We start from the raw sequence: 5,551 nt of genomic DNA, 5'->3' as shown, positions 1-5,551 counted from the left end.
GACGGGGTAGGCTGGTGTTGGCTCGCCTTTGGGTAGAGCGGCCCGGCGACTAAGCCGCTGAGGTTCTTCCAGTCTTTGCCATTCGAGCGTAGCTCTCATGGCCTTCTCACCTCAAATCGCTCCACTGGAGCGATTTGGCCTGCGGCACGGTTCGAAGTTGCCAATCTACCCCTAACCCCTTATAGGGGCCGTCCCTCGCGCGGTTGCCGCGCCTTTCCCTAGATAAGGACGGCTCAAAATGGCGCTTGGCTGCGGCCTCGATTTCGGCACTTCGAATTCGACCCTCGGACGCGTCGGCGCCGATGGGCATCCCGATCTTCTGGCGCTGGAAGGCGGCAGCCGGACAATTCCCAGCGTGCTGTTCTTCAACTTCGAAGACGACAAGCTCTATTTCGGGCGCGCTGCGGTCGCTGAATATGTTTCGGGCGCCGATGGGCGCCTGATGCGCTCGCTCAAGAGCGTGCTCGGCACCGCGCTCTATGGTGACACGACCCGCGTAAAGGCGCGGCGGCTGGGCTTTGGGGAAATCATCGGCAGCTTTGTGGGCGAACTGAAGCGACGTGCGGAGGCGGAGCTGGGTGGTGAGCTGACCCAGGTGGTGATGGGCCGACCGGTGCATTTCGTCGATGACGACCCGGTGGCCGACGCCGAGGCGCAGGGGCAGCTTGAGGCCGCCGTGCGCGCCCAGGGTTTTAAGGATATTGCCTTTCAGTTCGAACCGATTGCGGCGGCACTCGACTATGAGCGGCAGGTGAGCGGGGAAAAGCTGGCGCTGATCGTCGACCTTGGCGGCGGTACCTCGGACTTTTCGGTGGTGCGGGTTTCGCCCGAGCGCAGCGGACTGGCTGATCGCAGCGGCGATATCTTGTCGACAGCGGGCGTCCATATAGGCGGTACCGATTTTGACCGGCTGCTGGCCATGGCCAAGGTGATGCCGGAACTTGGGCTCGGTAGCGAAACGCGGGACGGCAAGCGCTACCTGCCGGTGGCGCCCTATGTGGATCTATCGACCTGGCACCGGATCAACCGGCTCTATGACGCCAAGGCCATGCGCGACCTGCGATCGACCGTGCGGGAAGCCGCCGAGCCAGACATGGTGGAAACCATGGTGATGCTGGTCGAGGATCGGCTGGGGCACAGACTGGTCGGGCGGGTGGAAGAGGCCAAGATTGCGCTCTCCGACGCAGACGTGACGCAGTTCGTATTTCCCGTACGCGACCGCGAGATTTCAACGCCGATCACGGCCGCGGAACTGGGACAAGCACTGGCGGCCTCGATCCGGCGGCTTGAAGCGACCATTGTCGAGACGTTGCGGCGGGCCGGTGTCGGCGCCGAGGCGGTGGACAGTCTAATCCTGACCGGTGGTTCGACACTGGTGCCGGCAGTGGCCGGGCGGCTGCAGGCGTTGTTCCCTGAAGCAGAAGTGGTGCGCACCGACGTGCTTGGCTCGGTTGGCCTCGGCCTTGCCATTGAATCCAAGCGCGTTTTCGGCGCCTGAACCGAGCGCAAACTTATGCAACTTATCCAACTAATCCCCGCGTCACGCTGATCTGCTAGTCTTCAGGCATAGTCGAACAATTGGGTTTCGGCAGAGCAGGAGGCGGGCATGAGCGAGATAGCGGTGCCCGACTGGGCCTCCATTCGCGAAGAATATGAGGGCCGCCAGTTTCTGCCGACAGTGATCTGTCGGCGGCATGGGATCAGCGTCGCCCAACTGCGCTATCGCCGCGAAATGGAAGGCTGGCTAAGCGCACGGGCGAGGGTGCCCAAACAAGCAGACCTCGTGGCGCGCATGCTCAAGGTGCTCGACAAGCAGATCAGAAAGCTGGAGGCGGCGGTGAACGAGCCGATCGACAAACAGGCCAATGTCTTGGCCACGCAAGTGAAGACGCTCGACAAGCTGATCGAGCTTGGCGCGGCCAAGCCCAATGTCGAGCCGGCGAGCCGCAAGGATATGACGGACCTGCGGGCCAAGCTCGTCAAGCGCATGGAGCAGTTCAAGGCGCGGTGACGGAAACCAGCGGGGCGGCAAGGAATGGCAAGTGCCGAGGAACGCCAAGTCGCCGCTCTCGATGATGATGTGGTCGAGAAGCGGTTTTTCGAATGGAAACGCTGGGCCTTGCCAAAACAACTGCCGCCGGCGGGGGATTGGACGACCTGGCTGCTGATGGGCGGACGCGGCTCGGGCAAGACGCGGGCCGGGGCGGAATGGGTGCGCGAACTGGCGCGCGACAGGGTGACCCCAATCGCTTTGGTTGGCGAAACCATGACCGAGGCGCTGAGCATCATGGTTCGGGGCGAGAGCGGCATCATTGCCGTGCATCCCGATGATGACAGGCCGATCCTGCGCGGTGGCAATCGGCTCGTTTGGCCCAATGGGGTCGAAGCCTGGATCATGACAGCATCGGACCCGGAGCGGTTTCGCGGGCCGCAATTTGCGGCAGCGTGGTGTGACGAGGCCGGCAAATGGCCCCATGCGGACGAGGCGTTCGACCAGTTGCAGTTCGGGCTGCGGCTGGGGGATCGGCCCCGGCAATTGGTGACAACGACGCCGCGGCCGACGCGGCTAATCAAGCGGCTGCTGGCCGATCCGCATACGGTAACGGTGCGGATGACGACCGCGGAGAACAAGGCGCAACTGGCGCCGCAGTTTCTCGATGCCGTGGTGGCGCGTTATCGCGGCACGGTGTTGGGGCGGCAGGAGCTGGATGGCGAGCTGATCGAGGACCGGCCCGATGCGCTTTGGCAGCGGGGCATGTTTCGCGACGGCGGGCCGGTGACGGGTCGCATCCTCGTGGCGGTTGACCCGCCGGTGACGGGGACGGCGCGGTCGGATGCTTGCGGGATTGTCGTGGCCGGGCGGAGTGGCGACGGCGCAGTGGTGCTGGAGGATGCGACGCTCAAGGGCGTGGCGCCGCTGACCTGGGCGCGGCGGGCGGTGGCGGCGTTTGAAGCGCATGCGGCCGACGCGATTGTCGTTGAGGTCAACCAGGGCGGGGATTTGGTGCGGAACCTGATTGAGCAGGTGGATGCCTCTTTACCGGTGGTGCCGGTGCGGGCGAACCGGGGCAAATGGCTGCGGGCGGAGCCGGTGGCGGCGCTCTATGGGCGCGGGCTTGTGGGGCACGTGCCGGGGCTGACGGCACTGGAGGATGAACTCTGCGCCTTTGGGCCTGATGGTAAGGCCGATGGGCATTCGCCGGACCGGGTGGATGCGCTGGTCTGGGCGCTGACGGAATTGCTTCTGAAGGGTGTTGGACCGCGCGTGCGCTGGGTCTAGGCCGCGAATAGACAAGGATCAAAAGAATGCCGAACTGGATGAACCGCCTTTTCGGCGGACGGACGAACACGCCCAGCGAAATCAAGAATTTTGCAGGGCACACGCTGATGACGCTGAGTGCATTGGGGCCGGCGCAGTGGAGCGGGCGGGGTTATGCGAGCCTTGTCAGCCAGGGTTTCATGCGCAATCCGGTGGTCTATCGCTGTGTGCGATTGATCGCCGAGACGGCGAACCGGGTGCCGCTCACGGTGCGGGTGGATGGCAAGGTGGTCAGCGAGCATCCGCTTAAAGGTCTGTTGCAGAGGCCCAATGGGCGGCAATCGGGCGCGGAAGTGCTCGAGGCGGTCTATGCCTATCTGCAAACTGCGGGGAATGCCTATTTGCAGGCGGGCATTGTCGACGGGGGCGTGAAGGCGCTGTTCGTGTTGCGGCCCGATCGCATGCGGGTGGTGGCCGGGGGCGATGGCTGGCCGGTTGCCTATGACTATACGGCGGGCGGGAAGACGGTGCGGATTTCGCAAGAGAGCGCGCCGCTGCCGGGCATTCTGCATATGGCGCTGTTTCACCCCATGGACGACCACTATGGCATGGGGCCGCTCGAGGCGGCGCAGACGAGCCTCGATATCCACAATGCTTCGGCGCAGTGGAACAAGGCGCTGCTCGACAACGCGGCGCGGCCGAGCGGGGCGCTGGTCTATTCGGCCGGTGGCGGCACGCTGACGGAAGAGCAGTTCCGCCGGCTCAAGGAGGAGCTGGAGGAGAATTTTTCTGGCGCCGCCAATGCCGGGCGGCCCATGGTGCTCGATGGCGGGATCGAATGGAAGGCCATCGCCATGAGCCCGCGAGAGATGGATTTCATCGAGGCCCGGCACGCGGCGGCGCGCGATATTGCGCTGGCCTTTGGGGTGCCGCCCATGCTGCTCGGCATTCCCGGCGACAATACCTATGCGAATATGGCCGAGGCCAATCGGGCGCTGTGGCGCCAGACGCTTGTGCCGCTGGTGGTGCGGGTGAGCCAGGAACTGAGCCTGTGGCTTGGGCCTGCATTTGAAGGCGCGGAAGTTGCGCCAGACTTCGACGAGGTCGAAGCGCTTGCCGAGGACCGTGCGGCGCTCTGGGCGCGTGTGGGTGGGGCGGAATTTCTCAGTGATGCAGAGAAGCGGGAGATGGTTGGGGTGGGAGCCTAGGCCATGGCACAAATTGCTCGGTCAGCGCTGAAAGCGCTTGGGTGGGAAATCCGGCTGGCAACGCTTTCGCTGAAGCTTGATGTACTGATTGGCGCGCTAGAGCGGCGCTATCGCCCGGACCAGCCCCGGATGCCGAAAGGGACGCCAGAGGGTGGCCAGTGGATTGATGATCTACTGCGCCTTGTAGCCGTAGAAGCGGAACCTGAACGCATCCTCGTGGCCGGTCCACGATGCGATGGGTTTTCCGGAGGATGCCAGTCTGGCGGCACCTCTGGTACCTCGGGGATGTTCAGAATCTACGGCAAAAATCTTTGTTGGGACTGCGCCGTGAAGGTACTGGCGATCGAGGATTTGTCGGGAACAGAGCAGCTCAGATACATTGGGCGACTAGATCCAGATTACCGGCAGGGTGGGACAGATGTTATCAAGAGCACAAGCCCTCGAGGCAGTGAAGGTTGGCGATCTGATTTTCGGCATCGCTGCCGGTGGTCAGGAGAAATTGCTTTTTGTCTATGAGGCCGATGCAACGAGTTTCTGGGCCCGCCACGTGACCTCCCAGACGACGGCCAAGTTCGGTCGTGATGGAGAGAGTACATGGGTTCACGACGGCGGCTCGTGCACGATCGTATCAACGGCCCGGCTACCGCAGGAAATGCGCGAGGTTGCCATCGGGCTTGATCGCAAGTTCGCAGCACGGCCAGAATATCCGGACAGCATTCTGAGCAAGGACGAAATTCGGCTAGTGCTTACGCACGACGAGTTCTTCAAGGCAAATCTACTGCCGGGCACAGAACCTATCGTGAGGCGTGCTGAGAAAATCAACGCCGTTCGGGAAGTTCTGCAACTGAAGTGGGATCCTATTAACGCGAGCCATAATCCCCCGACGTGGAACGAATATCTCGATGACTTGCCTGCAGTTGTTAGCCTGCTAGAAAAAACGACTTCGGTTGATGAAGTAACAGCCTTTCTGGGCGAGATGGCGTCCCGAAAAGAAAGGCAGAGTGCGGTGGCTGGACGCAGCAGTGCTGCGGCCGCGAGCCTATTGCGACTGCGACAGGAATGGGGCTGACCGGACTTTTCCACT

At 63.0% G+C, this 5,551-nt stretch carries 5 protein-coding genes; all 5 read left to right on the top strand.

Annotation, left to right across the window (positions count from 1 at the left end; all coding sequences use genetic code 11):
• Positions 1 to 238 precede the first annotated feature (238 nt).
• Positions 239 to 1,498: an Hsp70 family protein gene (locus ABW043_RS11225; RefSeq protein WP_353921293.1), complete on the top strand. Its 1,260-nt coding sequence runs from the start codon at positions 239 to 241 to the stop codon at positions 1,496 to 1,498.
• Between the two features lie 108 nt (positions 1,499 to 1,606).
• Positions 1,607 to 2,011, top strand: coding sequence for a hypothetical protein (locus ABW043_RS11220; protein WP_295410891.1), 405 nt, complete (start codon positions 1,607 to 1,609; stop codon positions 2,009 to 2,011).
• Positions 2,012 to 2,035: 24 nt separating this feature from the next.
• On the top strand, positions 2,036 to 3,280 hold the full coding sequence (locus ABW043_RS11215) for a DNA-packaging protein (protein ID WP_353921292.1): 1,245 nt from the start codon (positions 2,036 to 2,038) through the stop codon (positions 3,278 to 3,280).
• 26 nt (positions 3,281 to 3,306) lie between these two features.
• Positions 3,307 to 4,467, top strand: a complete 1,161-nt coding sequence (locus ABW043_RS11210) for a phage portal protein (protein ID WP_353921291.1) — start codon at positions 3,307 to 3,309, stop codon at positions 4,465 to 4,467.
• A gap of 448 nt (positions 4,468 to 4,915) precedes the next feature.
• On the top strand, positions 4,916 to 5,536 hold the full coding sequence (locus ABW043_RS11205) for a hypothetical protein (protein WP_353921290.1): 621 nt from the start codon (positions 4,916 to 4,918) through the stop codon (positions 5,534 to 5,536).
• Positions 5,537 to 5,551: the final 15 nt, after the last annotated feature.

Source organism: Devosia sp. (assembly GCF_040509215.1).
GTDB lineage: Bacteria > Pseudomonadota > Alphaproteobacteria > Rhizobiales > Devosiaceae > Devosia.
The sequence above is the reverse complement of the archived record's forward strand: the minus strand, read 5'-3'. Positions and strand labels throughout refer to the sequence as shown.

What these genes read in the sequence shown, in the direction of transcription:
- ABW043_RS11225 (WP_353921293.1), top strand. Translation starts at nt 239, where the DNA reads ATGGCGCTTGGCTGCGGCCTCGATTTCGGCACTTCGAATTCGACCCTC.
- ABW043_RS11220 (WP_295410891.1), top strand. Translation starts at nt 1,607, where the DNA reads ATGAGCGAGATAGCGGTGCCCGACTGGGCCTCCATTCGCGAAGAATAT.
- ABW043_RS11215 (WP_353921292.1), top strand. Translation starts at nt 2,036, where the DNA reads ATGGCAAGTGCCGAGGAACGCCAAGTCGCCGCTCTCGATGATGATGTG.
- ABW043_RS11210 (WP_353921291.1), top strand. Translation starts at nt 3,307, where the DNA reads ATGCCGAACTGGATGAACCGCCTTTTCGGCGGACGGACGAACACGCCC.